A 25,407-nucleotide genomic window follows, 5' to 3' on the forward strand; every position below is an offset into this window, starting at 1 on the left:
TCAGAGCCGCCGCACGACGTCCGCCAGCAGCGCGCTGATCCGCGGTCCCGCGGCACGCCCGGCCTCGAGGACCTCCGCGTGGTCGAGCGGCTCGGGGCTGATGCCCGCGGCGAGGTTCGTGACGAGCGAGATGCCCAGCACCTCCAGGCCCGCGTGGCGCGCGGCGATGGACTCGAGGGTCGTCGACATGCCGACCAGGTCGCCGCCGATGCGGCCGGCCATCGCGACCTCCGCCGGCGTCTCGTAGTGCGGTCCGGGGAACTGGACGTACACGCCCTCGTCGAGCGTCGGGTCGACCGCGCGGGCGACCTCGCGCAGCCGGGCGGAGTACAGGTCGGTGAGGTCGACGAACGTCGCCCCCTCGAGCGGTGAGGTGGCCGTGAGGTTGATGTGGTCGCGGATCAGCACCGGCGTGCCGGGCGCCCACGCGAGGTTCAGGCCGCCGCACCCGTTGGTCAGCACGACCGTCGACGCTCCCGTCGCGGCCGCGGTCCGCACGCCGTGCACGACGTGGCGCACGCCGCGCCCCTCGTACAGGTGCGTCCGCGACCCGAGCACGAGCGCGTACCTGTCGGGGCGGTCGCCCTCGCCGGCGATGCGGATCGAGCGCAGCGTCCCGACGTGCCCCAGGACGGCCGGGCGGGAGAAGCCGGGGACCTCGTGGCTGGGCAGCTCGGCCACCGTCTCGCCCAGCAGCTCGGCGGCCCCGCCCCAGCCGGAGCCGAGCACGAGCGCGACGTCGTGCTTCTCGACGCCCGTGCGGCGCGCGATCACCTCCGCGGCGAGGCGTGCGACGTCGAACGGGTCGGTCGTGGGGTCGTCGAGGCTGGGCACGGTGCCGGCGGTGAGGTCGCGGGACGGGGAGAGGTCGCTCATGGGAACAGGCTAACCAGCGCCGCACCCGGCAGGATGTGCCCGTGACCAGCCAGCAGACCGCCGCAGCCCCCGACCAGCCGCAGGTGCCGTCCTCGACGGCCGCCTCGACCGTGCGTGCCGCCGCCGACGACCCGCCCGCCGGGCACGTTGTCGTCGTCGGGGGCGGGCCCGGGGGGTACGAGGCCGCTCTGGTGGCGCGTCGGCTCGGGGCCCGCGTCACGGTCGTCGAGCGGGCAGGGCTCGGCGGGTCCGCCGTGCTCACGGACGTCGTGCCGTCCAAGACGCTCATCGCCACCGCGGAGTGGATGACCATCGCCGACCGGGCCCCCGAGCTCGGCATCCGCCTGGACGCGCTGGCCGACGGGGACGCGGGCCCGGTGGGCGCCGGCGGCGCGGCCGCCGTGCTGCGGCACCGCATCGACCTGCCCGCGGTCAACGCACGCGTCCAGGCGCTCGCGAGCGCCCAGTCGCAGGACATCCGGGCACGCCTCGACCGCGAGGGCGTCGAGATCGTCACCGGCACCGGGCGGCTCGTCGCGCCCGACCGCGTCGCCGTGACGGGCACGGACGGACGCGAGCAGGAGCTGGCGGCGGACGTGGTCCTCGTCGCGACCGGCGCGAGGCCCCGCGTGCTGCCCGACGCCCGCCCCGACGGCGAGCGCATCCTCACGTGGACGCAGATGTACGACCTGCCGGAGCTGCCGGAGCGGCTCGTCGTGGTCGGCTCCGGCGTGACGGGCGCGGAGTTCGCCGGTGCCTACACCTCGCTCGGGGCGGACGTCGTCCTGGTGTCCAGCCGCGACCGCGTGCTGCCGGGGGAGGACGCCGACGCCGCCGAGCTCATCGAGCGCGTCTTCACCCAGCGCGGCATGACGGTGATGTCGCGCTCGCGGGCGTCGTCGGCCCGGCGCACGGCCGACGGCGTCGTCGTGACGCTGGAGGACGGGCGGACGGTCGAGGGCTCGCACGTGCTGTTCGCGGTCGGGTCGGTCCCCACGACGAGCGGCCTCGGGCTCGAGGAGGTCGGCGTCCGCCTGACGCCGTCGGGCCACGTCGAGGTCGACAAGGTGTCCCGCACCAACGTGCGGGGCGTCTACGCGGCGGGCGACTGCACCGGCGTCCTGCCGCTCGCCTCCGTGGCCGCCACGCAGGGCCGCATCGCGATGTCCCACGCGCTGGGTGACGCCGTGCGCCCGCTGTCGCTGCGGAGCATCTCGGCGAACATCTTCACGGCCCCGGAGATCGCGACGGTCGGTCTCTCCGAGGCGCGGCTGCAGGAGACCGGCACGCACTACCGCACGAGCATGCTGCCGCTGGCGCGCAACCCGCGCGCCAAGATGCTCGGCGTGCGGGACGGCTTCGTCAAGATCTTCGCCCACACCGGCACCGGCACGGTGCTGGGCGCCGTGGTGGTGGGCCCGCGGGCCAGCGAGTCGATCTTCCCGCTCACGCTGGCCGTCACGCACAACCTCACGGCCGACCAGGTGGCCGAGGCGTCGACCGTCTACCCGTCGATGTCGGGGACGATCGGCGAGGTCGCCCGCATGCTGCACCAGCGCGCGCAGGACTGACCCGGCGCCGTGCGGCGCGGCCGGGCGGCTCAGCCGTCCAGCCGCGCCCGCAGCACGGGCCAGGCGTCGGCGAACGCGGGCAGCAGAGGGCGGTCGGGGACCGCGCCGAGCGGCACCCACGCCACCTCGACGCTCTCGGCGTCCGCGACGACCGGGTGGACGGGCGCGACCGCGTCGGCCAGGACCGTGGTGTACGTCCAGTCCGGGTGACGCAGGACGTGCTCGCCGCGGACGGCGACCGACGCGGCGTCCACCCCGGTCTCCTCGCGGGCCTCCCGCAGCGCCGCCTCGACGGCGCTCTCGCCGGGCTCGCGCGCCCCTCCCGGCAGGGCCCACGTGCCGCCCTGGTCGCTCCACGGCGCGCGGTGCTGCAGCACGACGTGCGTGGCGCGGCCCGCCGCGTCGCGGCGCACGAGCAGCAGGCCGGCGGCGCCGTGCAGGCCCCAGTGGCGGCGCCCGCACCCGCACGCGACCCAGCCGTCGCCCGGGCGGCGGTCCCCGTGCGTCATGCCCGCGCCGCGGTCAGCCGACGATCTCGCAGATGGCGCCGCCCGCGCTCACGCTCGCCCCGACGCCGGCGGTCAGCGACTGCACGGTGCCGGCGCGGTGCGCGACCAGCGGCTGCTCCATCTTCATGGCCTCGAGGACGACCACGAGGTCGCCCTCGGCCACCACGGCACCCTCGGTGACCGCGACCTTGACGATCGTGCCCTGCATGGGCGACGCGAGCGTCGTGCCGTTGGAGCCGCCGGCGCGCGTGGCGCGCGGTCGCGCCGTGCGCCGCGGTCCGGCACCGGGCCGGGTGCCGTTGCCGACGCGTCCCAGTCCCGTGCCCGACCCCCGGCCCAGCCCGAGCGCGGCCGGCAGGACCACCTCGAGGCGCTTGCCGCCGACCTCGACGACGACGCGCTCGAGCACCGAGTCGGGCAGCTGCTCCTCGTCCGGGCCGACGGCCGGCGTGCGGCCCAGGCCCGCGACGGTCTGCGCGAACTCGGTCTCGATCCAGCGGGTGTGCACCGTGAACGGCTCGGCGTCGTCCGTCGGCACGAACGCCTCGGCCTCGAGCACGGCGCGGTGGAACGGCACCACCGTCGGGATGCCGACGACCTCGAGCTCGGCCAGCGCACGCCGGGCACGCTCGACCGCCTGCCGGCGCGTCGCACCGGTGACGACCAGCTTCGCGATCATCGAGTCGAACAGGCCGGAGACGGTGTCGCCCTCGACGACGCCCGAGTCCACGCGCACCCCAGGCCCCGAGGGGAACCGCAGGCGGCTGATCCGGCCGGGTGCGGGCAGGAAGCCCGCGGCGGGGTCCTCGCCGTTGATGCGGAACTCGATCGAGTGCCCGCGGGTCTCCACCTCGGTGTACCCCAAGGGCTCGCCGGCGGCGATGCGCAGCTGCTCGCGGACCAGGTCGATGCCGCTGATCTCCTCGGTGACCGGGTGCTCGACCTGCAGGCGGGTGTTGACCTCGAGGAACGAGACGGTCCCGTCGGCGCCGACGAGGAACTCGCAGGTGCCGGCCCCCACGTAGCCGGCCTCGCGCAGGATCGCCTGCGAGGCCGTCACGAGGGTGCGGCGCTGCTCGTCGGACAGGTACGGCGCGGGCGCCTCCTCGACCAGCTTCTGGTGGCGGCGCTGCAGCGAGCAGTCGCGCGTCGAGACGACGACGACGGTCCCGTGCGCGTCCGCCAGGCACTGCGTCTCGACGTGCCGCGGCCGGTCGAGGTACCGCTCGACGAAGCACTCGCCGCGACCGAACGCGGCGACGGCCTCACGCACGGCCGACTCGTACATCTCGTCGATCTCGTCGGCCGCGCGGGCCACCTTCAGGCCGCGCCCCCCGCCGCCGAACGCCGCCTTGATGGCGACGGGCAGACCGTGCTCGGCCGCGAAGGCGTGGATCTGCGCGACGTCGTCGACAGGGCCCGGCGTGCCGGCGACGAGCGGTGCACCCGCGCGCTGCGCGATGTGCCGGGCGCTGACCTTGTCGCCGAGCGCCTCGATGGCCGACGGCGGCGGGCCGATCCACACGAGGCCGGCGTCGATCACGGCCTGCGCGAACCCGGCGTTCTCCGCGAGGAAGCCGTAACCCGGGTGCACGGCGTCGGCGCCCGACCGGCGGGCGACGTCCAGCAGCTTGGCGATGTCGAGGTACGTCTCCGCGGCGCGGGCGCCGTCGAGCGCGTACGCCTCGTCCGCGACGTGCACGTGCAGGGCGTCCCGGTCGGTGTCCGAGTAGACGGCGACGGACGCGACACCGGCGTCGCGGCAGGCACGGGCGATGCGGACGGCGATCTCACCGCGGTTCGCGACAAGGACCTTGGTCATGTGGGGCACGGCTCACGGTAGCGCGCGATCGTCGTCACGCCCTCGTGCGGCGCGGGGCGCCCGCCCAAGACTGGGGCAACGGCCAAGCCGTCCCGGACGGGCTTGTAGGAACCCACCACCGGCGTCGGCCGGCGCCCGCGGGTCAGCGGCGCCAGAGGTCGGGGACCGACACGCCGACGTCCGCCAGCAGGTGCCGCAGGAGCGGCAGGCTCACGCCCACGACGTTGTGGTGGTCGCCCTCGATGCGCTCGACGAAGGGACCGCCGAGGCCGTCGATCGTGAACGCGCCCGCCACCGCGAGCGGCTCGCGCGTCGCGACGTACGCCGCCACCTCGGCGTCGGACAGGTCGGCGAAGTGCACGACCGTGGAGGCCGTCGCCCCGAGGGTCGCGCGCGTGCCGCCGTCGGCGGGGTCGCGCTCGTCGACCAGCCAGTGCCCGGTGTGCAGCACGCCGGAGCGTCCGCGCATCCGGCGCCAGCGGGCGAGGGCGTCGTCGGCGTCCGCGGGCTTGCCGAGGACCTCGCCGTCCAGCTCGAGCATCGAGTCGCAGCCGAGCACCACCACGTCCTCGTCGTCGCCCCAGCCGGGCACGTCCAGGTCGTCCAGCCGGCGGGCGACGTCCTCGGCCTTGGCCTGCGCGAGCACGAGGACCGCGTCGGCGGGCTCGAGGTCACCGAAGCGCTCGCGGGCGGCCGCCAGCACCGCGTCCTCGTCGACGGCGGAGACGGCGACCAGGGGGGCGAGGCCTGCCGCGGTCAGCGTCGAACGGCGGGCGGGGGAGGCGGAGGCGAGCAGCAGGCGGGTGGTGGTCACCGCGCGACCCTAGCGCCAGCCCGCCCCGCGTCCGCGCCGGCCGGCCCGCGCCCCGCCGAGGTCGACGGGGCGAACGGCCTGCCCGTGGCACAGGTCGGCAGGGCAGAATGGCCGCCGGACGCACGGGTGAGGAGACCACGGTGAAGGACACCACGCAGGGCGTGCGCGACGGCGACGCCATGAGCCGGCTCGACGACGACGACGTCCTCGACGAGCTCCCCGACGACGTGGTCGACGACCCCGACCTGCGGCGTCCCGCGCCGCTGCCCTGGCGGCGGCGCACCGCGATCGAGATGGTCGTGTCGGGCCTCATCGGCCTGTACACGTCGTTCGTGCTGTCGATCGAGGCGATCCACGTCGCGGTGGCGAACGCCACGAACACGACCGCGTCGGCGAGCTGCGACCTCAACGAGTTCATCTCGTGCAGCGCCGTCGCGGACACCTGGCAGGCGCAGCTGTTCGGGTTCCCCAACGCGTTCCTCGGGATCGCGGCGGAGGCCGTGGTCATCACCGTCGCGATCGCGATGATCGGCGGGGTGGTGTTCCCGCGCTGGTTCATGCTCAGCGCCCAGGCGATCTACACCGCCGGGCTGGTCTTCGCGTGGTGGCTGTTCCAGCAGTCGTTCTTCGAGATCGGCGCGCTGTGCCCCTGGTGCCTGCTCATCACCGCCACCACGACGCTGGTGTGGGCCGGCCTGACCCGCGTCAACGTGCGCGACGGGCACCTGAACCTGCCGGGCCGCGCCGGCCCGTGGGGGCGCCGATTCGTCGCGTCCGGCAACGACTGGTTCGTCACCGTCGCGGTGCTGGTCCTGTTCGCCGCCGTGGTCGTCGCGAAGTACGGCTGGACGCTCCTGTGACGTGACCGGGTCGCCCCGCGGGGCGACCCGGCCGTCACCTCACGACGCGAGCGCCGTCGGCAGCACCGCCAGCGGCACGGACCCCAGCGCGAGGGCGCGGGCGTGGAAGTCGCGCAGGTCGAAGGCGTGACCACGCGCGGCGGCGGCGTCACGCGCGGCGTCGCGCGACTGCTCCCACAGCCGCTGCCCGACCTTGTACGACGGCGCCTGCCCGGGCCAGCCGAGGTACCGGGTGTACTCGAAGCGCACGAACGACTCCGGCATCTGGACGTTCGCCAGCAGGAACTCCCAGCCGCTGCGCGGGTTCCACTCGCCCACCTCGGCGGGCGCCGGCAGGCCCAGGTGCATGCCCAGGTCGAAGACGACGCGGGCGGCCCGCAGCCGCTGCCCGTCGAGCATCCCGAGCCGGTCGCCCGGGTCGTCGAGGAAGCCCAGGTCGGCCATGAGGCGCTCGGCGTACAGCGCCCAGCCCTCGCCGTGCCCCGACGTCCACGACGCGAGGCGACGCCACGAGTTGAGCGCAGCGCGCTCGAACACGCCCTGCGCGATCTGCAGGTGGTGCCCGGGCACGCCCTCGTGGTAGACGGTCGTGCGCTCGCGCCACGTCGAGAACGTCGTGACGTCCGGCGGCACGGACCACCACATGCGTCCCGGCCGGGAGAAGTCGTCGCTCGGCCCGGTGTAGTAGATGGCGCCCGTGGTCGACGGCGCGATCCGGCACTCGAGCGTGCGCACGGGTGCGGGGATGTCGAAGTGCGTCCCGTCGAGCGCCTCGATCGCCGCGTCCGACGTGGCCTGCATCCACCGCCGCAGGGCGTCGGTGCCGGACAGGAGCCGCGCCGGGTCGGCGTCGAGGAGCGCCGCGGCCTCCTCGACGCTCGCGCCGGGGCCCGCCACCTGCGCGGCGACGTCACGCTGCTCGGCCTGCACGCGGGCGAGCTCCTCCAGCCCCCACGCGTAGGTCTCGTCGAGGTCGACCTCGGCGCCCAGGTGGTGCCGCGACCACAGGGCGTAGCGCTCGCGGCCGACCGCGTCGGCCTGCGGTGCCACCGGGGCGAGCTCGTCGCAGAGCACGCGTGCGAGCTCCGCGTAGGCGCCGCGCGCGGCCGCAGCGCCGCGCTCGAGGTCGGCCCGCAGCGGGTGGTCGTCACCCAGCACGCGCTGCGCGTCGTCCCCGCGCACCAGGCGCGTGAACGCCGACGTGTCCGCGTCGGCGGCCGCGCGTGCCTGGGCGACCACGGCCTCGACCTGCCGCGCCGCGGCCACGTGACCGCGTGCGGCGGCGTACCGCAGCGAGGCGACGTACGACGCGAGCGACGTGGGGACCTGCGCGAGCCTCGCCGCCACGTCGTCCCAGGCCTGCTCGGTGTCGGTGGGCATGAGGTCGAAGACCTCGACGACCTTCTGCGACGGCGAGTCCAGGTTGTTCAGCACGCCGTCGCGCTCGCCGGCGTCGTGCAGGGCGATCTCGTTGCCCAGGGCCCAGCGCATCGCGGCGACCGTGACCTCGTCGACGTCGTCCGCCGGGGCCAGGCCCTCGAGGGCGAGGAGCGTCGAGCGCGCGCGGTCGGTGCGCTCGGCGGTCGCGTCGGGGGAGAAGTCCGTGAGCTCCCGCTCGTGGCCCGGGACACCCAGGTGGGTCGCCGTGATCGGGTCGAGCCGGGCGGTCGCGGCGACGTGGGCGTCGGCGACGGCGTCGACGGGGCTGACGGGGCGGGGACCGGTCGTGGACGTCACCCGCAGCACCCTACGTCGCGGGTGCGGCGACCCGGCAGCCGGTGGGGCCGGTGGTGTGCTCAGGGGTGCAGGCTCCACCGCCACGCGCCCGCGCCGTGCGTGGGCAGCGGTGCGCCGTGCAGCCGCCCGGGCGCGGTCCAGCGGGCGCGTGCGGCGCGTCCGGGCGGGTCGGCCTCCGGACCGTGCGGGTCCTGCCGCGCGGCGGCGGCCACCAGTCCCGCGACGAGGGCGGCGAGCTCGACGTCGTCGGGGGTGCCGCGCAGGACGTGCACGTGCGTGTCCGCCCTGCGGGGGTCGGGCTCGGCGCCGGACGCGCTCACAGCCCGTCCTCCTCGTCGTCCTCGTCGTCGAGCAGCACGGGCGCGCCGCGCCCGGCGCCCCACTCGCCGACGACGAACCCCCGCTCCGTCAGGGTGTGCGCGATCTGCGCGCCCCCGTCGTCGACGATGTCGATGACCGCGTCGAGCGTCAGGTCGCTGACCGTGGGCGGCAGCTCGACGACGAACCCGAGGTGGAACGTGTCGTGGTCGCCGGGCGAGACCGTGGTGTCGGCGTCCGCGTCGGTGTCGTCCCAGGTCATGCCGGTCAGGTCGGCGTGCAGGCCCAGCCGCGCGTGCAGCAGGTCGTACAGCCGGGCGTTGAGGCTGCCCACGCGCGCCTCGAGCGCGAGCACCCGCGGGTCCTCGTCCGCCTCCCGGGCGCCGAACTCCGCCCGCACGCCCACGGCCGTCTCCACGTACGCGTGGAGCGCCACGGCCAGCTCGTCGACCGTCGCGTGCAGGTCGGCGGGGTCGACGCCCGCGAGCGGCTCGCGGCCGTGCGACGCGGGGTCGTGCTCGTCGGGGTGCTCGTGCCCGTCGTGCGCGTCGTTCATGCGGTGCTCCCGTCGCGGGTCACAGGGGGATGTTCCCGTGCTTCTTGGGCGGCAGGCTCGCGCGCTTGGTGCGCAGCAGCCGCAACGAGCGGACGACCTGCGCGCGGGTCGCCGACGGCTCGATGACGTCGTCGACGTAGCCGCGCTCGGCGGCGTCCCACGGGTTGACGATCGCGTCCTCGTACTCCCCGGTCAGGCGCCGGCGCTCGGCCTCGACGTCCCCGCCCGCGTCGGCCACGCCCTTGAGCGCGCCGCGCTGCAGGATGTTGACCGCCCCGCCGGCGCCCATGACGGCGATCTGCGCGGTCGGCCACGCGAGGTTCACGTCGGCGCCGAGCTGCTTGGAGCCCATGACGATGTACGCGCCGCCGTACGCCTTGCGCGTGATGACCGTGACCAGCGGGACCGTCGCCTCGGCGTACGCGAAGATCAGCTTGGCGCCGCGCCGGATGATGCCGTTCCACTCCTGGTCCGTCCCGGGCAGGAAGCCCGGGACGTCGACGAACGTCAGGACCGGGATGTTGAACGCGTCGCACGTGCGCACGAACCGTGCGGCCTTCTCGGCCGCGTTGATGTCCAGCGTGCCGGCCATGTGCATCGGCTGGTTCGCGACGATGCCGACCGGGTGGCCCTCGACGTGCCCGAAGCCGACGACGACGTTCTGGGCGTAGAGGGCCTGGACCTCGAGGAAGCTGCCGTCGTCGAGGACGGTCTCGAGGACGGTGTGCATGTCGTACGGCTGGTTGTCCGAGTCCGGCACGAGCGTGTCGAGCAGGCGGTCGTCGTCGGTGACCTCGAGGTCGGCCTCGTGCGCGTACGACGGCGGCTCCGCGAGGTTGTTGGTCGGCAGGTAGGCCAGCAGGGTGCGCGCCCAGTCGATCGCGTCGTCCTCGTCGGACGCCAGGTAGTGCGCGACGCCCGAGCGGGTGGAGTGCGTCGTCGCGCCGCCCAGCTCCTCGAAGCCGACGTCCTCGCCCGTGACCGCGCGGATGACGTCCGGCCCGGTGATGAACATGTTCGACGTGCCGTCGGCCATCACGATGAAGTCGGTCAGGGCGGGGGAGTACACCGCGCCGCCCGCGGACGGGCCGAGGATGAGGCTGATCTGGGGGATCACGCCGGACGCCGCGACGTTGCGCCGGAAGATCTCGGCGAACTGCGTCAGGCCGGCGACGCCCTCCTGGATGCGCGCGCCGCCGCCGTCGCTGATGCCGACCAGCGGGACCCCGGTCCGCAGCGCGAGGTCCATCACCTTGGTGATCTTCTGCCCGTGCACCTCGCCCAGCGACCCGCCGAAGACCGTGAAGTCCTGCGAGTACACGCACACCGGCCGGCCCTCGACGGTGCCGTGGCCGACCACCACGCCGTCGCCCGCGACGCGCTTCTTCTCCAGGCCGAAGTTGGTCGACCGGTGCCGCACGAACGCGTCGAGCTCGACGAACGACCCCGGGTCCAGCAGCGCCTCGATGCGCTCGCGCGCCGTCTTCTTGCCCCGCGCGTGCTGCTTGGCGACGGCGTTCTCCTCCGCGGCGTCCACGGCTGCCGTGCGCCGCTCGCGCAGGTCGGCGAGGAGCCCGGCGGTGGTGCGCGCGGCGGTGGCGGGAGGTTCCGGCGGTGCGCTGCGCGCGGTCGAGGAGTCCTGGGTCACCTGACGAGGCTAGTTGGTGACGGTCCACCGGCAGCGTGCACCCCGCCGACCGTGTTGCCCGCGCACGCCTGTGGGGACCCCACAACGCGGCGCCCGCCCGCTCGTCGGCGGCCCTGGCGCGACTGCGCGATGATGACCCGATGACCGAGCGCCCGCCCCTGGAGGTCTCGACGCTGCGCGAGCTGCTGCTCGCCCCCGCAGGGCCGCTCGCGCGGCTCGACGTCGTCCAGGAGGTGCCGTCGACGAACGACGCGGTGGTCGACGGGCTGCAGGCGGACCCGGACGCCTGGCCGCACGCGAGCCTGCTCGTCGCCGAGCACCAGGGCGCCGGCCGCGGCCGCGCCGGCCGCACCTGGACGACACCGCCCAGGGCCGCGCTGACCTGCACGTTCGTGGCGCGCCCGCGGTCGGGCCCGGCCACCTACGGGTGGCTGCCGCTGCTCGCAGGGCTGGGCGCCGTCCGCGCGCTGCGCGCCACCGCCGGCGTCCCGGCGGAGCTGAAGTGGCCCAACGACGTGCTCGTGGACCTGGGTGACCGGGTCGATCCGCTCCCCGGCTGGGGGACCACCCGCAAGGTGGCAGGCATCCTCGCGCAGGCCGTCGCGCAGGTCCCGGCGGTCGCCGTGGGCATCGGCGTCAACGTCGACCAGCGCGCGGACGAGCTGCCGGTGCCGTGGGCGACGTCCCTCGCGCTGGCCGGCGCCCGGGCGGCGGACCGGGCGAGCGTGCTCGTCGCGCTGGTCGACGCGCTCGACGAGGTCGCGCAGCGGTGGGTCGAGCACGACGGGGACGCGGTGGCGGCGGGACTCGTCGAGGAGGTCGCGTCGGTCTGCGCCACCGTGGGGCGTCGCGTCCGCGTCGAGCTGCCCGGCGGTGGGCTGCGGGTGGGGACGGCGACGGGCCTGGCGCCCGACGGTGCGCTCGTGCTGCGCGACGACGCCGGGGACGACCACCGGGTGCTGGCCGGCGACGTCACGCACGTGCGAGTGACGGACGGCACACCTGCGTGAACTAGTCTCGACCGCGTGCCGGAACGTGTGCAGGGTGGGGGCGGGACCGAGGGCCGGACGCAGCCGGGTGCGCCCGCGCCGGCCGGCCCGGCCGTGACGGGCACCGGCACGACCGACGCCCTCGACGAGCTGCTGCTCGGCGGCCCGCGCACGCTGAGCGCGCGGGACCTGGCGCGCCGCACGGGGGTCGACCTCGAGACCGTGCAGGTGTTCTGGCGGACCCTCGGCCTGCCGAGCCACGGCGACGACGAGGTCATGTTCACCGAGCGCGACGCGCGGGCCCTGGCGATGGCCCAGGCCCTCGTCGTCGAGCACGGCCTGGCGCTGAGCACGGTCGTCACGGTGATCCGCGCGCTCGGCCACACGTCGGACCGCCTGGCGCTGTGGCAGGTCGAGGCGCTCGTCGAGGACATGGCGACGCGGTACGGCCTCGACGACACCACCGCGCGCCTGCTCGTCCTCGACCGGCTGCGGGACCTCGCCCCGCTCCTCGAGCAGCAGCTCCTGCACTCCTACCGCCGGCAGCTCGCGGCCGTGGCGGACCGGTACGCCGCCGAGTTCGGCCAGCTGCGCGACGTCGCCGTCGACGGGAGGCGGCTGCCCCTGGCGCGCGCGGTGGGCTTCGCGGACATGGTGTCGTTCACCCGTCGCACCGCGGGCCTGGGGTCGACGGACCTGTCGTCGTTCGTCCAGCGCTTCGAGACCGCCGCGCGCGACGTCGTCGTCGGTGCCGGCGGTCGCGTCGTGAAGACCATCGGCGACGCCGTGCTGTTCATCGCGGACACTCCCGGCGTGGGTGCGGCCGTGGCGCTCGGCCTGGCGGACGCCTTCGGCACGTCGCTGGACGTCGAGGCCGCGCGCGGTGCCGGTGGCCTGGCGGAGGGCGCTCGCGGCGTGACGCCCGTGCGGGTGGGCCTGGTGTGGGGGCGGGTGCTCTCGCGGTTCGGCGACGTGTTCGGCCCGACGGTGAACCTCGCCGCCCGCCTCACCGACGTGGCGGACCCCAGCACCGTGCTGGTGGACGCCGAGACGGCGCAGGTGCTGGGCGGGGACCCGAGGTTCCGCCTCACCGAGCAGCCGGCCCGCGAGCTCGCGGGCGTGGGCGAGGTCGTCCCGTACCGCCTGGAGTCCACGGCCTGACCCGCCGTGCCCGCGTGGCCGCACGCGCCGCCGTCGCGACCTCGTCGCGCCCTCGTCGTCGCGATCCGTGCAGCACTGGGGACGCAGGGCGCCCCGAACGCTGCACCCTCCCGCCGTCGCCCGCCGCCGGCGCCATCGGCTGCGGGGTGTGGGGCGTTCGGGTCGTCCAGCGTCCCCGGTGCTGCACGGACAGGTCGCGTCGTCCACAGATGTCGGTGGGGGCCCGGTGCTGTGCGCCTCGACGTGCCACGGTCGCGGGGTGGTCCCCGCCCTCGCACCGCCGCCGCTGCCCGACGTCGTGACGCTGCCGGAGCCGGTGCGCTCGCAGGTCCTGCGGCAGGAGGGCGTCGCGAGCGTCGCGCAGCTCGAGCGCGCCGGCATCTCGCGCCGCACGGCGGCACGGCGCGTGGCGTCCGGGCGGTGGCAGCGGCTGTACCGCGGCGTCCTGGTGCTGCAGTCGGGAGCCGTCTCGTGGCGGCAGCAGGCCCATGCCACGCTCGTCGCCGCCGGCGACGGCGCCGCGTTGTCGCACGCGTCCGCCGGGTACGTCCTCGGGCTCGTGCGGGTGCCGCGCGGCGCGGTGGTCGTGAGCGTGCCCGTCGCGCGCTCGGTCCGGCCGCAGCCGGGGATGGTCGTGCACCGACGTCGCACGATGCCGCACGCGAGCGGCCGCCTGCGCACGGTCGACGTCGTCGAGACCGTGCTCGACCTGCTGGGCGAGGCCGCGGACGACGACCAGGCGGTCGCTGTCCTGGCGGCGGCGGCCCAGATCGGTGTGAGCCGCACGGCGCTGCTCCGCCGGGCGCAGGAGCGGCGGTGGCTCGCGCACCGCGAGCTCCTGCGGTCGGTGCTCACCGACCCGACGCTCGGCATCGAGTCGCCGCTCGAGCACCGGTACGTCCGCGACGTCGAGCGCGCCCATCGCCTGCCCCGCACGGTGGGGCAGGTGCGGCAGCGGGTCGACGGCGGGTGGATCCGTGCCGATCGCGTGCACGGGGGCGCCGGCGTGCGCATCGAGCTCGACGGACGGCTGGCGCACCCGGGCGGCACGACGGACCGCGACGTCTGGCGCGACAACGCCGTGCTCCTCGAGCACGACGACCTCACGTTGCGGTACCGGTGGTCGCACGTCGCGGGCCGCCCCTGCGACGTCGCCCGCCAGGTCGGCCACGCCCTCACCCGCACGGGCCGCCCCACGTCACCCACCCGCTGCCCCCGCTGCCCCTGACGCACATGAACCGTGCTGCGTCGGGGTCACCATGTGTCCCCGGTGCTGCACGGACCGAGCCGGCGGTCGTGCGGCTCGATGTACGCGACCGACGTGTGGGTGCTCCTCCCAGGGGGAGGGCACGCCGGTGACGAGTGCTGCCGGCGCGCGGACCCTGGAGGAAGCACGAGCGTCGGGGGCGGGCGACATGGAACGACGACATGCGAGACGACGACGGCCCGATCGGTGGCACCGCCGGGCGCTCGCGATGTTCCTGGGCGTCGGTGCTGCGGCGGGTGCCTTCGTCGCGATCATCAACGCGATCGACGAGTCCAAGGACATCGTCACCCCTGATCCGGACGCGCAGGACCAGGTGACCATCACGTCGGTCGAGCCGGCCGGCATGACGACGTTGTCGCAGTTCGTCGACAGCCGAGGTCCCGTGGACCAGACACTCGAACCCGTCACCGGGGCGACCGACGGGGCCGGCGCGCCGGGGGCCGTGTCGGTCCGGGTCGCCGTGGCCTCCGACGTGCCCGTGGAGCCGCGTCGCGCAACGCCCCCACCTTCCGAGCCCACGCCCGGACCCGGTCGCACGCCTGAGCCGACGCCTGAGCCGACGCCCGAGCCCACGCCCGAGCCCACGCCCACGCCCGCTCCGACGGGTGACCGGACGGGCAGCCCGACGCCGGGACCGTCGGTGACGTCGACCGCGCCGTCGCCCGCCGTCCCGACGTCGGACCCGCTCGAGGTGATCGCCCGGATCGTCAGTCAGGACCCCCAGGTCGGCGGGTCCGGCATGACGCGCGACGAGATCGAGGCGGTGGTGCCGAGCGGCCACGTCGCGCGCATCGCCGCGTCCCCGGTGGACCCCGATGCCTCGCCGGGGGCCGGTCCGAGCCCTTTGAGCCCCGACCAGGTGGCCGATGAGCTCACCGACTCCCTGCGTCACGTCAGGTCGAGCGGGACCGGCTCCGCACGCGAGTGGCATGGTCACCGCGTGTCTGTCGACATGACGGTCGAGGGCAAGCCGGGGGAGTCCATGCTGCTGCTCTGGTCCCTGGACGGTACCGAGCAGGCCGCCCACTGGTCAGCCGAGCGGCTCGCGTACAGCCTGCTGGCGACGTCGGACCGCGACCGAGGGTCCCTCGACATCTGGGTGCCGGATCTCGAGGGCTCGCCGGATTACGTCATCAACGTGTGGATCGTGCAGGACGGCGACGTGCTCGCCTCGGAGACCGAACCGCTCCAGCCCGACGAGGAGTGATCCCGCCTCATCCCACCGGCTCGACGAGCTCCGGCCCGTTGTTGCGCACGTTGCCGACCGCGCGGCTCACCTCGCGGGGTCGCAGGTGCGGCTCGGGGACCGTGTCGAGCAGCGAGCGCACGTCGTCGGGCGACGTCAGGGCGACGTCGAGCCACTGGTCCCACAGCGGCGGGGGCAGCAGCAGGGGCGTGCGGTCGTGGATGTGGCCGAGCGCGTCCGTCGCCGCGGTCGTGATCACCGTGACGGTCACGAGCCAGCGTGCCGGGTCGTCGTCGGGCCGGGACGGGTCGCGCCACAGCTCGTAGAGCCCGGCGGCGGCCAGCCCGTCCGGCATGCCCTCGTCCGCCGTGAGGAAGTACGGGACCTTCCCCGCGTCGGTCTTCTGCCACTCGTAGTACCCGTCCATCGGGACGATCGCGCGCCGCTGGGCAGCCGCCTTGCGGAACGCCGGCTTGTCCGTGACGGTCTCGACGCGCGCGTTGATCAGGCGACCGCCGATCGACGGGTCCTTGGCCCACGACGGCACGAGGCCCCAGCGGGCGACGCGCAGCTGCCGCGTGATCTCGCCCGTGGTGCGGTCGGCGCGCTCCACGACCATCCGCACCCCGTCCGTCGGGGCGACGTTCCACGACGGCGGCAGCAGCCGCACCTCGTCCGCGACGGTCGCCACCGCGAACTCGTCGGCGATCGCCTGGTCCTCCCGGAAGGACGCGTACCTGCCGCACATGGGGGTCAGCCTCCCACCCGGGACCGACACGCGCACCGCGCCACCGCCGGGGGTCGAATCGATTCGTCAACATGCGCGGACGGTGCGACCATGGAAGGCGATGACTCGCGCCCACCACACCCCCGCAGCACCCGCAGCACCGGCAGCACCGGCCGTGCCGTCAGCCACCGGACCGACGCCCGCCGACGCCCACCGCTACCGGCCCGACGCCAAGCACATCCTGCTGCTCGGCACGATGGCCGCGCTGCCCGCCGTCTCCACGGACATCTACCTGCCGTCGCTGCCCGACGTCGCACGCGACCTCGGCACGTCCGCCGCGGCCGCGCAGCTGACGATGACGGGCATGCTGATCGGCGGTGCCGTCGGCCAGCTGGTCATGGGGCCCCTGTCGGACCGGTTCGGGCGCCGCACACCGGTGCTCGTCGGCGTCGCGCTGCACGTCGTGGTGTCGTTGCTGTGCGCCATCGCACCCGCGATCGTGCCGCTCGTCGCGCTGCGGGTCGCGCAGGGCTTCTTCAACGCGTCCGCCACCGTCGTGTCGATGGCGTTGATCCGGGACCGGTTCGTCGGGTCCGACGCGTCGCGCCTGATGTCGCGGCTCATGCTCGTCATCGGCGTCGCGCCGCTGTTCGCGCCGTCCTTGGGCGGGCTGATCGCCGGCCAGTGGGGCTGGCGCGCCGTGTTCGTGTTCCTCGCGATGTTCGGCGTGGCCCTGTGGGTCGTCGTCGCGCTGAAGATGCCGGAGACGCTGCCGCCCGAGCGGCGGCGGCCCGGCGGTGTCCGCACGGCACTGTCGGGCTACGCGCACCTGCTGCGGGACCGGCACTTCGTCGCGCTCGCCCTCCTGCCCGGGCTGACGATGGCCGTCCTCATGACGTACGTCGTGGCCTCGCCGTTCGTCCTGCAGGAGGCCTACGGCCTGACGGGGCACCAGTTCGCCCTCCTGTTCGCCGTCAACGGCATCGGTCTGGTGATCGGTGCGCAGGTCAACGCCGCGATCGTGCGCCGCGTCGCCCCGATCCGGATCCTGCGGGTCGCGACGGTCGCGACCGTCGTGCTGACGTCCGTGCTGCTGGCGGTCGTGGTGACCGGCGCGGGCGGGCTGTGGGCGATCCTCGTCGTGCTGTGGCTCGTGCTCGCGCTGGTGAACTTCGCGCCGCCGAACGCCACCGCCATCGCGCTCGGACGGCACGGCGCGATGGCGGGGACCGCCGCGGCGTTCATCGGGTCGCTGCAGGCCGGGACGGGCGGCGTCGTGGCCAACATGTCGGGCGTCCTGGGCGGCGGCGCGGTCGCCATGGCCGGCGTCATGCTGGCGTCGGCGGTGGTGGCGCTCGCGGTGCTGGCGCTCGCGACGCCCGCCTTCCGGCGCGGCGGTGCGTGGCAGCTCGCCTGAGCCGTGCGGGCCGGTGCCGCGTCAGGCGAAGGCGGCGCGCAGGCGTCCGACGGCGTCCTCCAGGACGTCGTGGCGCTTGACGAACGTGAACCGCACCCACGTGCGCAGGGCGTCGTGCGTCGGTGAGCCGGCCCGGGTGAACGCGCTGACGGGGACCCCCACGACCCCGGCCCGTCCGGGCAGCTCGCGGCAGAAGTCCGCACCGTCCCGGGCGCCGAGCGGCGCGGCGTCCGCGAGGACGAAGTACGTGCCGTCGGGCCGGACGACGTCGAACCCGGCGTCGCGCAGGCCCGCGCACAGCAGGTCGCGGCGCTCGGCGAGCGACGCGACGAGCCCGTCCACCCACCCCAGGGCGGCGGGGTCCGTCAGGGCGTGCGCCACGGCCGGCTGGAACGGCGCCCCCGACACGTACGTGAGGAACTGCTTGACGGTCCGGACCGCCGTGACGAGCTCGGCAGGCCCGCTCACCCAGCCGATCTTCCAGCCGGTGAACGAGAACGTCTTGCCGCTCGACGAGATCGTCAGCGTCCGGCCGGCCATGCCCGGCAGCGTCGCGACGGGCACGTGCTCCACCCCGTACACGAGGTGCTCGTAGACCTCGTCGGTGACGACCAGCAGGTCGTGCGCGACCGCGAGCCGGGCGACGGCCTCGAGCTCCTCGCGGCGCAGCACCGCGCCCGTCGGGTTGTGGGGGGAGTTCAGCAGCAGCAGGCGCGTGCGCGGGGTGACCGCGCGCTCGAGCGCCGCGACGTCGAGGCGGAAGCCGCCGGGCGTCGGGACGAGGGGCGCGGTCGTGTGCGTGGCGCCTGCGAGGGCGACCACCGCGGCGTACGAGTCGTAGAACGGCTCGAGGGTGAGCACCTCGTCACCGGGCGACGCGAGCGCGAGGACCGCCGCGGCCAGCGCCTCCGTCGCACCGGTGGTGACCAGCACCTGCGTGTCCGGGTCCACCTGCAGCCCGTACCGCTGCGCCTGGTGCGCCGCGACGGCCTGCCGCAGCGGTGCGATCCCCGGCCCCGGCGGGTACTGGTTGACGCCGGCGAGGATCGCGTCGGCGGCCGCGCGCGCCACGGGCGCCGGCCCGTCGACGTCGGGGAACCCCTGGCCGAGGTTGAGCGCGCCCGTGCGGGCGGCCAGCGCGGACATCTCGGCGAACACCGTCGCCCGGACGGTGCCGTCGGGGTCGAGCAGGCCCGCCGCCTGCGCCACCTGGCGCCACCTGCTGGTCACGGCGCGAGCCTAGGGGACGTGCCCGTCAGAGCACCCCGGCGGCAGCGAGCAGACCGCTGACCACCAGCAGCGCGAGCGAGGTCCACGCCGTGACGACCCACCACTCGGCGTGGTGACGGCGCACCTCGCGGGTGTGCGTGCGAACAGCCATGCCTTCAAGATCGGCACGTGCGGGGCTGCGGACAACGTCCGCCGGGGCGGGTCGCATTTTTCACCCGCTGCCCGGCTGCGGCCCGCCCCGCGCGCGGCGCGGCGAGGAGCCGCGGGGCTCCCCGCCGCACCGCGGAGGTCGCGCCCCGGTCACTGCGTCGCGGTCTTCAGGTCCTGGCCGAGCGTCTCGAGGTGCTGGCCCAGCGTCTGCAGCGCCCCGCCGGCCTCGTCGCCCGCCCCGGCCGCGGCCGCGTCGAGCTGGGCGCGTGCCGAGTCGACCTCGGCCTGGGCGTCGGCCAGCGCCTGGGACGACGCCGCCGCGCCGTCGGCCTTCGCCTGCTCCAGGGCCTGCTCCGCCCGGTCCACGGCACCCTGCGCCGACGTCACCGCGGCGTCCGCCTCGGCGCGCGCCGCGTCGTCGACCCCCGCGAGGCTCGCGCGGGCCTCGTCGACGCTCGCACGCGCCTCGTCGGCGTGCGCCTGCGCGTCGGCGAGCACGCCCTGGAGCTTGTCGCCGGCCGCCGTCAGCTCGTCGGCGGCGCCCTGCGCGGCGCTCGCGACGTCGTCGGCGGCCCCCTGCACGTCGCCGTCGGTGCAGGCGGACAGCCCGAGAGCGAGCACGCCCGCCGTGGCGGCCACGGCGAGCAGGTGCGGTGTGCGGCGGCGTGCGGGCGCTGCGGAGTCGGACAGGGGACGGGCGGGCGTGCCGGGGGCTGCCACGGGGATCTCCTCGGGTCGGGGGACGTTCTCGGGCTGGTCGGCGAGGACCGGGCGCCCAGTTTGCCCCGGGTCGGCGGTCCGCGCGCGTCGGGGGACGAGGGCCCGGCGGGGACGGCGACGCCCCCGCCGGCGGTGCCGGCGGGGGCGTCGGGAGCGGTGACGGGGGCGCCGCCCGTGGGGGCGCTGGACCGTCGGGGAGGTCGGTCAGGCCCCCGCCCGCTCGCGGCCGCTACGCACGTCCTCCAGTGACGTGCCGTAGTACGCCGCGGTCATGATGTCCTTCATGTCGTCGATCATCGGCATGCGCGGGTTCGCCGGTGCGCACTGGTCCTCGTAGGCGCCCATGGCGACCTCGTCGAGCCGTGCGACGAACTCCCGCTCGTCGACGCCCTGCGCCTGGAACGACGCCGGGATGCCGACCTTGGCGCGCAGCGCCTCGACGGCCAGCGCGTAGGACTCGACACCCTCCTCGGGCGTCGACGCCGGCAGGCCGAGCTGCTGCGCGATCTGCTGGAACCGCTGCGGGGCGACGTAGGACTCGTACTTCGGCCAGCTCGTGAGCTTGGTCGGGACGGTGCCGTTGTAGCGGATCACGTGCGGCAGCAGCGTGGCGTTCGTGCGGCCGTGCACCAGGTGGTACGTCGAGCCGATGACGTGCGCCATCGCGTGGACGATGCCGAGGAACGCGTTGCCGAACGCCATGCCGGCGATCGTCCCGGCGTTGTGCATCTTCTCGCGGGCGTCCTGCGTGGCCGGGTCCGCCGGGTCGCCGTTCACCGACTGCGCCAGGTTGTCGAAGATCAGCCGGATCGCCTGCAGCGCCATGCCGTCGGTGAAGTCGTTGGCGTAGACCGACACGAACGCCTCGGTGGCGTGCGTCAGGGCGTCGAAGCCCGAGTCCGCGGCCAGCGAGCGCGGCATCTTCGAGGTGAGGACCGGGTCGATGATCGCGACCGTCGGCGTCAGCGCGTAGTCCGCCAGCGGGTACTTCTTGCCCGCGTCGGGGTCGGAGATGACCGCGAACGGCGTGACCTCGGCGCCGGTGCCCGACGTGGTCGGGATGCAGACGAGCTTGGCCAGGTCACCCAGCACGGGGAACTTGAAGGCACGCTTGCGGACGTCGAAGAACTTCTGCTTGAGGTCGGAGAACACGATCTCCGGGTGCTCGTACAGCAGCCACATGACCTTCGCGGCGTCCATGGGCGAGCCGCCGCCCAGCGCGATGATCGTGTCGGGACGGAAGTGACGCATCTGCGCCGCGCCCGCCTGGACCGTCCGGACGGACGGCTCCGGCTCGACCTGGTCGATGATCTGCACGGCCACGTTGTTGCCGCGGCGGCGCAGGACGTCGAGCACCTTGTCGACGAAGCCGAGGGTCGTCATGGTCGCGTCCGTGACGATGGTGACGCGCTCGACGTCGGCCATGTCCGCGAGGTAGCGGATGGCGTTCGGCTCGAAGTACGTCTTGGCGGGGACCTTGAACCACTGCAAGTTGTTGTTCCTCCGGCCCACGCGCTTGACGTTGATCAGGTTCACCGCCGACACGTTGTTCGACACCGAGTTGTGGCCGTAGGAGCCGCAGCCCAGCGTCAGCGACGGGATGAACGCGTTGTAGATGTCACCGATGCCGCCGAGCGACGACGGGGCGTTGCAGATCACGCGGATCGCCTTGACGCGCTTGCCGAACTCGACCGTCAGGGCGTCGTCCCGCGTGTGGATCGCGGCGGAGTGGCCCAGGCCGTCGAACTCGACCATGCGCTCGGCCAGGGTGATGCCCTCCTCGGTGGAGGTGGCGCGCAGCACCGCGAGCACCGGGCACAGCTTCTCGCGGGTCAGCGGCTCGTCCGGCCCGACGCCGGAGACCTCGGCCAGGATGATCGACGTGTCCGCCGGGACGGTGAACCCGGCCTGCTCGGCGATCCAGACGGGCGACTTGCCGACGACGGCGGGGTTGAGCTTGGCACCGCCGCAGTTCTCGCCGCCGGCCTCGACGCCGAAGATGAAGCGCTCGAGCTTCGCCTTCTCCGCCGGGGTGGCCCGGTAGGCGTGCAGCCGGGCGAACTCGGTCATCGCGGCGTCGTAGATCTCGTCGTCGAGGATCGCGGCCTGCTCCGAGGCGCAGATGACGCCGTTGTCGAAGGCCTTGCTCAGGACGATGTCGTTGATCGCGCGGGCGAGCTTCGCGGACTTCTCGACGTACGCCGGCACGTTGCCGGCGCCGACGCCCAGGGCGGGCTTGCCGCACGAGTACGCGGCCTTGACCATCGCGTTGCCGCCGGTGGCGAGGATCGTGGCGACCCCCGGGTGGTTCATGAGGGCGCCGGTCGCGGCGAGCGACGGCGTCTCGACCCACTGGATGCAGTCCTCGGGAGCGCCGGCCGCCACCGCGGCGTCGCGCACGATGCGGGCTGCGGCCACGGAGCACTGCTGCGCGTTGGGGTGGAAGGCGAAGATGATCGGGTTGCGGGTCTTCAGCGAGATCAGCGACTTGAAGATCGCGGTCGACGTCGGGTTGGTGACGGGCGTGATGCCCGCGATCACCCCGACGGGCTCGGCGATCTCGGTGATGCCGTTGAGCTCGTCGACGTTGATGACGCCGACCGTCTTGAGGTTCGCCATCGAGTTGGTGACGTGCTCGCACGCGAAGATGTTCTTCACGGCCTTGTCCTCGAAGACGCCGCGGCCGGTCTCGTCGACGGCGAGCTTGGCGAGGTGCCCGTGCTGCTCGAGGGCCGCGACGGCGCCCTTCTTCACGAAGCGGTCGACGTCCTCCTGCGTCATGGACTCGAACTGGGCCAGCGCCTTGGTCGCCTTGGCGACCAGCGCGTCGACGGCCTGCGCGACGGCGTCGCCGTCGTCGATCCCCAACGCGGTGCCGGTGGTGGTGGCCGAGGGGACCTCGGCGGGCGCGTCGGCGGATGCCTTCGCGCGGCTGCTCTTCTTGATGGACTCCGACACCTTCGACTCCCCGGGTAGTGGTGGCTGGGGGCGGACGCTGGAGGCTGTCCGTCGCTGTCCACGACGCTAGGGAAGGGGGGAGCGCAAAACGTGGGATGAAAGTCCCCGGAGTGTGACGCGCGCCGCTTTCCGGCCTCCTGACGGGTCGGGGTCGGGACGTCCGTCCCGGCCGTGGCGGCCGGGCGCGGCGCGGTCAGACCGTCTCGGCTCGCTTCTTGCGGGCGAACCGCGCGGGCAGGTCGGGGCCGTCCCACACCTGGATCGAGCGCCACACGGAGGCCGCGATCGGCACGGCCAGCACGGCGCCGGTGACGCCGGCGAGCACCGTGCCCGCCGTCAGTGCGAACAGGATGACCAGCGGGTGCAGCCGCAGCGAGCGGCCCATGACGACCGGCTGCAGGAAGTCGCCCTCGAGCTGGTTCACCAGCACGACGATCCCGACGACGACCAGCGCCTGGACCGGTCCGACCGCGACGAGCGCGACCAGCGCGGCGAGGATGCCGGCCAGCGTCGCGCCGACCAGCGGGATGAACGCGAGCAGGAACACCAGGACCGACAGCGGCAGGACCAGCGGCACGCCGACGAGCGCCAGCCCGATCCCGATGCCGACGGCGTCGACCGCCGCGATGATCGCGGTGCCCCGCACGTAGCCGCCGAGCGTCCGCACGGTCGCGTCGCCCACGCGCCGGCCCCGCTCGTAGCGCTCGCCCTCGAAGGGCCGCAGCAGGAACTCCCAGATCTTCGGCCCGTCCTTGAGGAAGAAGAACAGGACCACGACCATGATGAAGAACCCGGCGACGAAGTCGGCGGTCTGCGAGACGCCCGCGACGGCGCCCGATCCCACGGCGTCGGACTGCAGCAGACCCAGCGCGGACTCGCGCACCGAGTCGAGCTGCTCGGCGGTGATGTTGAACGGCAGGCCCTGCACCAGGGTCTGCAGCTCGTCGAACCCGTCGAGCGCCTGCTCCGACAGCTCGTCCCACTGGTCGGCGACGGCCCGCACCACCAGCCACACGACGCCCGCCAGCAGCGCCACGAGCGCCAGCAGCGCGATCCACGTCGCGAGCATCGACGGCACCCCGCGGCGGCGCATCGCCCCGACGAGCGGGGAGATCGCGGCCGCCAGCACCAGCGCGATGAGCACCGGGATGACCACCAGGGTGAGCCGGGTCAGGGCGAACACCACCACCGCGGCGACGGCGAGGACCGCCAGCACCTGCACCGAGCGGGTGCCGACCCGTCCCAGACCGTCGGACCACAGCGTGCCGGTGGGCGCCGGTGCCGGGGGCGGGCTCGGGGGCGCCTCGACCCGCAGCGGGGAGTGGCGGCGACCGAACAGACCCATCGATGTCCTCCTGGTGGTGGCCGGCGGCGTCCGGCGGGACAGACGCTAGGGGGCGGGGGGTCCGGTCGCGCGTCGAAGCAGGGGGGTGCGCGGCCGGCGCGACCGTCAGCCGGTCGGGACCTGGCCGGCTGCGGCGGGGACGACCACCGCGCGGACGGCTCCGGCCGCGCCGACCCTGAGGTCGTCGGGCATGCAGGCGTTCAGCAGGTTGAACAGCAGCACGAACACGGCCGCCCAGCCCGCGACCACCAGGAAGCGGTTCATGCGGGGCCCCACGTCCCGGCCCAGCACCGCCTTCTGCTCCCACTTGTCCAGCACCGTGCCGCGGTGGACCTCGACGCCGCGTCCGGCGTCCTGCACCGTGAGCACGACGTCCGGCCCGTGCAGCTCGGCGTGCGCGACCGGGTCGCCCACCCGCAGCGGGGGCGTGGGCTCCCCGACGACGTGGAAGACCTCCGCGACCGCCGCTCTGTCGACCCGCAGGCGCTGGGGCCGTCCGTCGAGCGTGACGACGACCTCCTCGCCCGCCCGCAGCGCGCGGGGGTCGAGGGGCTCGGGGACCTGCTCGACCCGGGACAGCATCACCGCTCCGGTCCCGTAGTGGTAGGCGAGGCGGTGGTCGACGTCCTGCGCGTCGCGCAGGTGCCACTCCTCCCAGGCGTTCCGGACCGGTGTCGCGGCGTCGCCCTCCTGCAGCGTGACGCAGCCGCGGGCGACGGCCTGCCACCCGTCGCGTCGTCCCAGCGTGCGGCCCACGCGGACGCGGGTCCGCGGGATCGGCTGCCCGGCGCGGACCATCACCACCGGCGGCACCCCTGCGGGAGGCGGCGCACGTCGACGGGGACGGCGCCGGCGGGACCGTCGCAGCAGCGGGGGATCACGGCGTACCTCCGGGGGTGGGAGCCGCCACGGTAACCAGGCGACGGCCCTCCCGCCTGCGGATTCACCCCGTCGGCGGCCTGACCGAGACCAGCGACGTCCCCCAGTCGAAGGCACGCTCGAGCTCCGCGTCCGTCGGGCCGGTGGTCGTGCCGGTGACGACGAACGAGGCCGGCGGGGCGACCAGGCGGCCCCGCAACGACTCCAGCCGCGTGGCGATGGTCCGGGCGGCCGAGCCGCCGTCCTGCGTGCCCCAGGCCGTGTCGAAGGCGGCGACAGGGGTGCCGGGGCGCAGGTGCGGCGAGGCGTCGAACCACCGGTCCAGGCCGGTGAGCCCCGAGACCGTCGGCCCGTGCGTGCGCGCCTGCGTGCGCGAGCCGTTGGTGCTCATACCCCCCAGGTGGGTCGGGCCGCCCACGGCCAGCAGGAGGAGGTCCGGCGCGTGCCACGGGGGACGGTCCCCGACGCCCACGGCTCGGCCGACCTCGACGACGTCGACCGGCAGGCCGCACGACGCCACGCCGGCCGCCACCGCCTCGGCGACCGCCTGGGTGCCGCCGAACATGGACTCGAACACCACCATCGCGGTCATGACCCCACGGTCCTCGCGCGCGGGGCCCGGCGCCGCGGCCGTTGGTCCCGGGTCGTGCGCGGCGGGCCGTGGCGC

At 74.8% G+C, this 25,407-nt stretch carries 23 protein-coding genes; 7 read left to right on the forward strand and 16 right to left on the reverse strand.

The window, feature by feature from the left end:
• On the reverse strand, positions 1 to 876 hold the full coding sequence (locus NP075_RS05265) for a purine-nucleoside phosphorylase (protein ID WP_227564252.1): 876 nt from the start codon (positions 874 to 876) through the stop codon (positions 1 to 3).
• Between the two features lie 41 nt (positions 877 to 917).
• On the opposite strand from NP075_RS05265, the gene NP075_RS05270 reads away from it, so the two are divergent.
• A complete protein-coding gene (locus tag NP075_RS05270; RefSeq protein ID WP_348519251.1) occupies positions 918 to 2,447 on the forward strand; it encodes an NAD(P)H-quinone dehydrogenase in 1,530 nt (509 codons plus the stop codon).
• Positions 2,448 to 2,476: 29 nt separating this feature from the next.
• Here NP075_RS05270 and NP075_RS05275 read toward each other — a convergent pair whose 3' ends face one another.
• The 3 genes from NP075_RS05275 to NP075_RS05285 form a co-directional block, all read right to left on the reverse strand.
• Positions 2,477 to 2,956 (reverse strand): NUDIX hydrolase, encoded by a 480-nt coding sequence (locus NP075_RS05275; RefSeq protein ID WP_227564253.1) that lies wholly within the window; start codon positions 2,954 to 2,956, stop codon positions 2,477 to 2,479.
• A 13-nt stretch (positions 2,957 to 2,969) separates the two neighbouring features.
• On the reverse strand, positions 2,970 to 4,778 hold the full coding sequence (locus NP075_RS05280) for an acetyl/propionyl/methylcrotonyl-CoA carboxylase subunit alpha (RefSeq protein WP_227564254.1): 1,809 nt from the start codon (positions 4,776 to 4,778) through the stop codon (positions 2,970 to 2,972).
• A gap of 142 nt (positions 4,779 to 4,920) precedes the next feature.
• A complete protein-coding gene (locus NP075_RS05285; protein WP_227564255.1) occupies positions 4,921 to 5,592 on the reverse strand; it encodes a Maf family protein in 672 nt (223 codons plus the stop codon).
• Between the two features lie 140 nt (positions 5,593 to 5,732).
• Between NP075_RS05285 and NP075_RS05290 the strand changes: the two genes are divergently transcribed.
• Positions 5,733 to 6,452 carry a vitamin K epoxide reductase family protein gene (locus tag NP075_RS05290; RefSeq protein WP_250788440.1) on the forward strand — a complete coding sequence of 240 codons (720 nt, stop codon included), beginning with the start codon at positions 5,733 to 5,735 and terminating at the stop codon, positions 6,450 to 6,452.
• A 39-nt stretch (positions 6,453 to 6,491) separates the two neighbouring features.
• Here NP075_RS05290 and NP075_RS05295 read toward each other — a convergent pair whose 3' ends face one another.
• Genes NP075_RS05295 through NP075_RS05310 form a run of 4 tightly spaced genes read right to left on the reverse strand, consistent with a single transcriptional unit; the run spans position 6,492 to position 10,711 of the window.
• Positions 6,492 to 8,189, reverse strand: a complete 1,698-nt coding sequence (locus NP075_RS05295) for a DUF885 domain-containing protein (RefSeq protein WP_227564257.1) — start codon at positions 8,187 to 8,189, stop codon at positions 6,492 to 6,494.
• A 59-nt stretch (positions 8,190 to 8,248) separates the two neighbouring features.
• Entirely contained in the window at positions 8,249 to 8,509 is a 261-nt protein-coding gene (locus NP075_RS05300; protein ID WP_227564258.1) for an acyl-CoA carboxylase epsilon subunit, read from the reverse strand.
• Positions 8,506 to 9,063: a hypothetical protein gene (locus tag NP075_RS05305; protein ID WP_227564259.1), complete on the reverse strand. Its 558-nt coding sequence runs from the start codon at positions 9,061 to 9,063 to the stop codon at positions 8,506 to 8,508. Before NP075_RS05305 ends, NP075_RS05300 begins: the two co-directional genes overlap by 4 nt.
• Before the next feature lie 19 nt (positions 9,064 to 9,082).
• Positions 9,083 to 10,711 (reverse strand): acyl-CoA carboxylase subunit beta, encoded by a 1,629-nt coding sequence (locus NP075_RS05310; protein WP_227564260.1) that lies wholly within the window; start codon positions 10,709 to 10,711, stop codon positions 9,083 to 9,085.
• Positions 10,712 to 10,851: 140 nt separating this feature from the next.
• Between NP075_RS05310 and NP075_RS05315 the strand changes: the two genes are divergently transcribed.
• From NP075_RS05315 to NP075_RS05330, 4 genes are all read left to right on the forward strand, one after another.
• On the forward strand, positions 10,852 to 11,721 hold the full coding sequence (locus tag NP075_RS05315) for a biotin--[acetyl-CoA-carboxylase] ligase (protein WP_227564261.1): 870 nt from the start codon (positions 10,852 to 10,854) through the stop codon (positions 11,719 to 11,721).
• A gap of 15 nt (positions 11,722 to 11,736) precedes the next feature.
• On the forward strand, positions 11,737 to 12,861 hold the full coding sequence (locus tag NP075_RS05320) for an adenylate/guanylate cyclase domain-containing protein (protein WP_308054137.1): 1,125 nt from the start codon (positions 11,737 to 11,739) through the stop codon (positions 12,859 to 12,861).
• A 259-nt stretch (positions 12,862 to 13,120) separates the two neighbouring features.
• Positions 13,121 to 14,089, forward strand: a complete 969-nt coding sequence (locus NP075_RS05325; protein WP_227564262.1) for a type IV toxin-antitoxin system AbiEi family antitoxin domain-containing protein — start codon at positions 13,121 to 13,123, stop codon at positions 14,087 to 14,089.
• A 187-nt stretch (positions 14,090 to 14,276) separates the two neighbouring features.
• On the forward strand, positions 14,277 to 15,335 hold the full coding sequence (locus tag NP075_RS05330) for a hypothetical protein (RefSeq protein WP_227564263.1): 1,059 nt from the start codon (positions 14,277 to 14,279) through the stop codon (positions 15,333 to 15,335).
• Between the two features lie 7 nt (positions 15,336 to 15,342).
• On the opposite strand, the gene NP075_RS05335 is transcribed toward NP075_RS05330, so the two are convergent.
• The gene (locus tag NP075_RS05335; RefSeq protein WP_227564264.1) at positions 15,343 to 16,062 is read right to left on the reverse strand and encodes an SOS response-associated peptidase; all 720 of its coding nucleotides are present in this window, start codon (positions 16,060 to 16,062) and stop codon (positions 15,343 to 15,345) included.
• A 100-nt stretch (positions 16,063 to 16,162) separates the two neighbouring features.
• Here NP075_RS05335 and NP075_RS05340 point away from each other — a divergent pair, with 100 nt between their 5' ends.
• Positions 16,163 to 17,458 (forward strand): multidrug effflux MFS transporter, encoded by a 1,296-nt coding sequence (locus NP075_RS05340; protein ID WP_255629397.1) that lies wholly within the window; start codon positions 16,163 to 16,165, stop codon positions 17,456 to 17,458.
• 21 nt (positions 17,459 to 17,479) lie between these two features.
• Here the strand turns inward: NP075_RS05340 and NP075_RS05345 are convergent, their stop codons facing one another.
• From NP075_RS05345 to NP075_RS05375, 7 genes are all read right to left on the reverse strand, one after another.
• Positions 17,480 to 18,688: a pyridoxal phosphate-dependent aminotransferase gene (locus tag NP075_RS05345; protein ID WP_227564266.1), complete on the reverse strand. Its 1,209-nt coding sequence runs from the start codon at positions 18,686 to 18,688 to the stop codon at positions 17,480 to 17,482.
• A gap of 25 nt (positions 18,689 to 18,713) precedes the next feature.
• Positions 18,714 to 18,839 carry a molybdopterin oxidoreductase gene (locus tag NP075_RS05350; RefSeq protein WP_227564267.1) on the reverse strand — a complete coding sequence of 42 codons (126 nt, stop codon included), beginning with the start codon at positions 18,837 to 18,839 and terminating at the stop codon, positions 18,714 to 18,716.
• 149 nt (positions 18,840 to 18,988) lie between these two features.
• On the reverse strand, positions 18,989 to 19,558 hold the full coding sequence (locus NP075_RS05355; protein ID WP_227564268.1) for a hypothetical protein: 570 nt from the start codon (positions 19,556 to 19,558) through the stop codon (positions 18,989 to 18,991).
• 204 nt (positions 19,559 to 19,762) lie between these two features.
• Positions 19,763 to 22,516, reverse strand: a complete 2,754-nt coding sequence (adhE, locus tag NP075_RS05360) for a bifunctional acetaldehyde-CoA/alcohol dehydrogenase (RefSeq protein ID WP_227564269.1) — start codon at positions 22,514 to 22,516, stop codon at positions 19,763 to 19,765.
• Between the two features lie 193 nt (positions 22,517 to 22,709).
• Positions 22,710 to 23,861 carry an AI-2E family transporter gene (locus NP075_RS05365; RefSeq protein ID WP_227564270.1) on the reverse strand — a complete coding sequence of 384 codons (1,152 nt, stop codon included), beginning with the start codon at positions 23,859 to 23,861 and terminating at the stop codon, positions 22,710 to 22,712.
• Positions 23,862 to 23,966: 105 nt separating this feature from the next.
• Entirely contained in the window at positions 23,967 to 24,665 is a 699-nt protein-coding gene (locus NP075_RS05370) for a DUF4178 domain-containing protein (protein ID WP_227564271.1), read from the reverse strand.
• A 139-nt stretch (positions 24,666 to 24,804) separates the two neighbouring features.
• Entirely contained in the window at positions 24,805 to 25,332 is a 528-nt protein-coding gene (locus tag NP075_RS05375; RefSeq protein WP_227564272.1) for a hypothetical protein, read from the reverse strand.
• Positions 25,333 to 25,407 lie beyond the last annotated feature (75 nt).

The organism is Cellulomonas wangsupingiae, assembly GCF_024508275.1.
Classification (GTDB): domain Bacteria; phylum Actinomycetota; class Actinomycetes; order Actinomycetales; family Cellulomonadaceae; genus Cellulomonas; species Cellulomonas wangsupingiae.

Bases quoted from the DNA above. Each gene is read 5' to 3' on its own strand.
- NP075_RS05265 (WP_227564252.1), bottom strand. From the start codon at position 876: ATGAGCGACCTCTCCCCGTCCCGCGACCTCACCGCCGGCACCGTGCCC.
- NP075_RS05275 (WP_227564253.1), bottom strand. From the start codon at position 2,956: ATGACGCACGGGGACCGCCGCCCGGGCGACGGCTGGGTCGCGTGCGGG.
- NP075_RS05280 (WP_227564254.1), bottom strand. From the start codon at position 4,778: ATGACCAAGGTCCTTGTCGCGAACCGCGGTGAGATCGCCGTCCGCATC.
- NP075_RS05305 (WP_227564259.1), bottom strand. From the start codon at position 9,063: ATGAACGACGCGCACGACGGGCACGAGCACCCCGACGAGCACGACCCC.
- NP075_RS05315 (WP_227564261.1), top strand. From the start codon at position 10,852: ATGACCGAGCGCCCGCCCCTGGAGGTCTCGACGCTGCGCGAGCTGCTG.
- NP075_RS05330 (WP_227564263.1), top strand. From the start codon at position 14,277: ATGGAACGACGACATGCGAGACGACGACGGCCCGATCGGTGGCACCGC.
- NP075_RS05335 (WP_227564264.1), bottom strand. From the start codon at position 16,062: ATGTGCGGCAGGTACGCGTCCTTCCGGGAGGACCAGGCGATCGCCGAC.
- NP075_RS05340 (WP_255629397.1), top strand. From the start codon at position 16,163: ATGACTCGCGCCCACCACACCCCCGCAGCACCCGCAGCACCGGCAGCA.
- NP075_RS05350 (WP_227564267.1), bottom strand. From the start codon at position 18,839: ATGGCTGTTCGCACGCACACCCGCGAGGTGCGCCGTCACCACGCCGAG.
- NP075_RS05365 (WP_227564270.1), bottom strand. From the start codon at position 23,861: ATGGGTCTGTTCGGTCGCCGCCACTCCCCGCTGCGGGTCGAGGCGCCC.
- NP075_RS05375 (WP_227564272.1), bottom strand. From the start codon at position 25,332: ATGACCGCGATGGTGGTGTTCGAGTCCATGTTCGGCGGCACCCAGGCG.